This window comes from Frankia sp. CoWAU3 (genome assembly GCF_977971855.1).
The window spans coordinates 1-4,373 of sequence record NZ_CDWWXB010000203.1 but is presented as its reverse complement, the minus strand read 5'-3'; the positions used below and the strand labels follow the sequence as shown (position 1 = coordinate 4,373).

At 68.2% G+C, this 4,373-nt stretch carries 4 protein-coding genes and 1 riboswitch; of the genes, 2 read left to right on the top strand and 2 right to left on the bottom strand.

The features are described 5' to 3' along the window. Nucleotides 1-461 precede the first annotated feature (461 nt). Nucleotides 462-659, top strand: a riboswitch (cobalamin riboswitch). A 36-nt stretch (nucleotides 660-695) separates the two neighbouring features. Together bluB and AC08ON_RS15235 are read left to right on the top strand one after the other, a co-directional pair. Beyond that, nucleotides 696-1,460 carry a 5,6-dimethylbenzimidazole synthase gene (gene bluB / locus AC08ON_RS15240; protein WP_476608170.1) on the top strand — a complete coding sequence of 255 codons (765 nt, stop codon included), beginning with the start codon at nucleotides 696-698 and terminating at the stop codon, nucleotides 1,458-1,460. Next, entirely contained in the window at nucleotides 1,453-1,698 is a 246-nt protein-coding gene (locus AC08ON_RS15235) for a type II toxin-antitoxin system Phd/YefM family antitoxin (RefSeq protein ID WP_476608169.1), read from the top strand. Before bluB ends, AC08ON_RS15235 begins: the two co-directional genes overlap by 8 nt. An 842-nt stretch (nucleotides 1,699-2,540) precedes the next feature. Here the strand turns inward: AC08ON_RS15235 and AC08ON_RS15230 are convergent. Together AC08ON_RS15230 and AC08ON_RS15225 are read right to left on the bottom strand one after the other, a co-directional pair. Next, nucleotides 2,541-3,458 (bottom strand): helix-turn-helix domain-containing protein, encoded by a 918-nt coding sequence (locus tag AC08ON_RS15230; RefSeq protein WP_476608168.1) that lies wholly within the window; start codon nucleotides 3,456-3,458, stop codon nucleotides 2,541-2,543. Next, nucleotides 3,391-3,921, bottom strand: coding sequence for a DUF6879 family protein (locus AC08ON_RS15225; RefSeq protein WP_476617207.1), 531 nt, complete (start codon nucleotides 3,919-3,921; stop codon nucleotides 3,391-3,393). The genes AC08ON_RS15230 and AC08ON_RS15225 overlap by 68 nt, the downstream gene beginning before the upstream one ends. Nucleotides 3,922-4,373: the final 452 nt, after the last annotated feature.

Here is a 4,373-nt window from a genome sequence, read left to right as displayed (position 1 = left end):
TCGCCGCGGGGGATCGCGTCGGTGACCACGCGCACCAGGCGCACCCCCACCCATATGCACGTACTGGCCTTCCCGGACATGGATGATCCGTTCGGGTCCCCCGCTCCGACCGTGGTAGCCGTACCCTCCTGTTGCGCGAGATCATCCGGGCGCTCACCGCGACGGACCTGACAGCCGTCCCGCTGCGCTCGTTGCGGCAGGTGACCGAGCTACGGCTCGGCCTGCCCCAACCACGCGACGACCGCGTCGCCACGCTCACAGCGGCGCTGGCCGGTGACCCCGCCGATCCGCGGACTCGGGCCGAGTTCGGCGCCACCGTCGGGGCGAGTGAACGTACCTTGAGCCGCCTGTTCCGTTGCCAGACCGGGATGACCTTCCCGCAGACCGTGCTCAGGTCCCCCAAACTCACCGGTCGACGGATCGCCGTCACCTTGGTATGTCGATTTATCCTGTATCGTCCCCAATGGCATCATGAGCGGGGTGCCCCGGGGGACCGGGGAGAATCGGGAAGCCGGTGAAAGTCCGGCACGGGCCCGCCGCGGTAACCGGGAAGTCGCCGTCCATGCGCGTCGCGCAGCCACTGGGCCCTCGGGTCCGGGAAGGCGGACGGCCGGCGTTGATCCGGAAGTCCGAAGACCGGCCCCGCATCGACGTCGCCCGTCGTCGTGCGGGCGGCCGGACAGCGGGAGCCTGCCATGCCCACCGACAGCCACCCCACCGACAGCCACCCTACGAACCTCCGCCCCACGGACCTCTACGATGTCCTGCACCGGCGGCGCGACGTGCGCGGCCAGTTCACCGGCGCGCCGATCCCCGCCGACGTGCTCGACCGGGTGCTCGGGGCGGCTCACGCCGCGCCGAGCGTCGGCCTCAGCCAGCCCTGGGACTTCATCCTCGTCACCGACGAGCGGTCCCGGCGGGCCTTCCACACCCATGTGTACCGCGAGCGCGCCGTCTTCGCCGGGGCCCTGGCCGGTGAGCGTGCAGCCCGGTTCGCCCGGATCAGGATCGACGGCATCCTGGAGTCGTCGTTGTCGCTGGTCGTGACCTACGATCCGCACCGCGGCGGGCCGGCGGTGCTGGGGCGGCACGCCATTGCCGACGCCGGTTTGTACTCGGTGTGCCTGGCGATCGAGAACCTGTGGCTCGCCGCAACCGCCGAGGGCCTCGGGGTGGGCTGGGTGTCGTTCTACCGGGAGCCGTTCGTTCGTGACCTGCTCGCCATCCCCGCCGACATCCGGCCCGTGGCGTGGCTCTGCCTCGGGCCGGTAACCCACCTTGAGCACGTTCCCGACCTCGAACGCCATGGCTGGGCCCGGCGGCGTCCCCTCGCCGACGCCGTCCACGCCGAGCGCTGGGGCGCGATGCCGTCCGGGGGCGAGTGGCCGTCCGGGGGCGAGTGGCCGTCCGGGGACGGTGCTCCCGCTGATCCTGGAATCGAGGGGCCGGCGGATGTCTAACACTTGTTGGACTTCAGGCATGACTGTGGTGAGCATGCGGGATCTCAGCCACGCCGTGGGTACCTGGGTTGACCGTGCGCACGCGGGAGAATCGATCGTCATCACTCGCAACGGACGACCGTGGGCGAGGCTGGTGCAGGAGGTCTTGCGAAAGACGGTGCCGCCACCATCCAAGCTTTCCAGGACCCGCTGCTCCAGGGTTTCCGGCACGATCTTGCGGCGAGCGGTGCCCGCGTAGGGCTCCGGCAACCTGGCCGCCTGGTAGTAGCTGGCGATCTGGTCCCGGTAGAACAGCCCGGTGAAGACGGTGGCGTCGGCGTGGCGGCTGAGGGCGGCGGCGCAGGCCAGGTGCTCGTCGGTGTCGTTGAGGCCGGGAACCAGGGGACGCCAGTAGAGCACCGTGCGGTAGCGCCGGGGCTGGACCTTCGTCGCCAGCCTCAGGGAGGCTGCGGCCACGGAGGAGGGGTACGGCTCGATGCGCGCCTCGTCGATGCCGGAGTAGGTGAACAAGAGCGTCACCTTGACGTGCCTCAACCGATTCAGCCGTTCGCAGTCCTTGGGCCCCACCTGGTGGCGGGTGATGACGAGGACATGGTTGGTCAGGCCCCGGCCGTCGAGATCCTCCAACACGGCGAAAGTGTGCGGCTTCACCGCCGGGAGGAACGGCTCGGTGGCCCTGTTGAAGAGCTGGACGGGCGTGACATCCGCCCGGAAGTACGGGTGGGTCACCAGGCATTCGACGGCCTCGGCGTCGGACATGAGCGCCTGCGGCCGGCGCTGGTCCCAGAGACCGTAGGTGTGGCGGATGCAGTAGGCGCAGTCCAGGGGGCAGCCCTGGATGTGGTTCAGGGAGAGGCCGCTCTTGCGGTACTCCACGACCTCGCGCGCCCGTGGGGGAAGTTGCTCGATCTGCCCGCTGCCCAGCAGCGGGACGAGGGTGCTCACCTGTGCCCTCCAATGCCCCGTTGGGTCGGGGCGGTGACCTGTCTGAGTCGGAGGGTAGGGAGCGACCACGGCATCTGGCCAGAAAATTTCTAGGGGTTTCTCGAATCTATGGAGCCGGTCGTGGCACGAGCGAAATTACGAGCCATCCAGGGGTATGTCGTCGGCAAGATCGTCGATGGTGCGGTTGATGATCGCCCGTGCGGACCGGCCGTAGCTGGCGACGGCGGCGAGCTGCTCGAAGGTGCCCGCGTACAGCTCGATCTCCTGCGGCTGCCGGAGGTCAAGCGCCGCGCTGAAGGTCTCGATGAGCACCCGCTCGGCGTCGTAGATCCAGAAGCCATGCCACGGCGAAGTGGCGTACTGCGTCTCGAAGCCGATGATCCCGAGCCGGACATTGGGCAGCTGGGAGAAGGAGATCAGGCGGTCGAGCTGGCCGACCATGACCTCGGAGGGGCAGAGCCGGAACCGCAGCGCCGCCTCGGTCAGCACGAAGTGGAAGCGCTTGTCGGGGCGGTACAAGATCTCCTGCCGTCGCACCCGGGCGGCCACGGCGTCGCCTATGTCATTCGGCAGCTTCAACCGGCGGATGCTCTCGGCGAAGCGAGCGCGGGCATACTCGGCGGTCTGGAGGAGGCCGGGGACCACTGTGGCCTCGAAGGCCCGGAAGAGGCGGGTGCGCGCGTCCCACTCGATCAGCTCTTGCTGCCGCGGCTTCAGGCCGGCGCGGAGGATGCGCTGCCACTCGGCGTGCTGCACTTCGAGTGTATGGAGGGCAGCCAGCAGGGCCTCGGCCTCTGGCTGACCGCCGGTTGCCTCGGTCCAACCCCGGATGTCATCGTCTGTCGGGGTCTGCCGGCCGTTCTCCAGCTTGGAGACTTTCGACGGCGGCCATGACAAGGACTCCGCGAGCTGCCGGCCGCTCAGACTGGCCGAGGTACGAAGCTCGCGGAGCCGCTTGCCGAGGGCGCTGCGCGCCTCTTGGACGTTAGACGCGTCCGAGGTGCTGCTGGGTGGCAAAGTCGTCCCGTCTGACGGCGTGGTGCCAGGCGGCATCACGCCACACGTTGTGACGTACGATCTCGGCCGAGTCCTCGATGATCTGCCCACCGAGGAAGCGGTCGGTTTCGTCGAGGTGCATCCGGACCAGCTTGGATGAGTCAAACAGCCAGTAGTCGTGGTGGGGCAGCCTGGCGGCCTCAGCTTGGTCACGTGGCAGGTAGCGGATGTCCTCGCCGGCGCCGTTCGTGAACTGCGCGCAGTACACGCCGAAGCGGCTGTAGCCGGTCAGGGGCAGGCTCACAACGCGGACCCGGGCGAACCGCCGGCCGGCCGCTGTCGCCTCATGGAGCATGTCCAGCCAGCTGCGCATCCACGGAAGATCGTCCGGCTCGCCTGCGAGGAACCGTTCCAGTGACTCCTGCTCGTAGGTCGCGTCGTAGGTGTCGCGGGCCTCCAAGCGGTACGCGGTGTGCTCGAAGGAGTGGAAGAGCTGCCGGAACTCGGGGCCGGGCGGGATGAGCTGGGTCAGCGCTCCTCCTCCTGCTCCAGGTAGCGGCGGGCGTAGAACTTCAGGACGTCTTCCGGAATCTCGATCAAGGTTTCGTGATCGGGGACGGCACCGATGTCCGCGAGCGCCTGGGGTCGGTCACCTTCTACCCCTGCGCGATGTAGGTCACGCGGTCAGTGCGGTCGGTGGCGAACAGGGTGGGCGAGTTGTCGACCTGAGACTTGGGGTCCTTACCGAGGAACCGAGCGCGCACGGGCCTACCTCCGTTGCTCGAAATCTTGCGAACCGTTCGCACCATGCTCGCGGCTTGGGCCGGGAGCTGTCAACCAGCTGGAGGCGAGGTCCAAGCGGTGCGGTGCAGTTGAGTTCCTTGCACGTTGAAGGCTGTCGTGAACGGTGTCCACATGGAAGCAGTAGAACCGCAGCCATTGCCAAGAAGTAAAGGTAAGTGTTCGGTGATG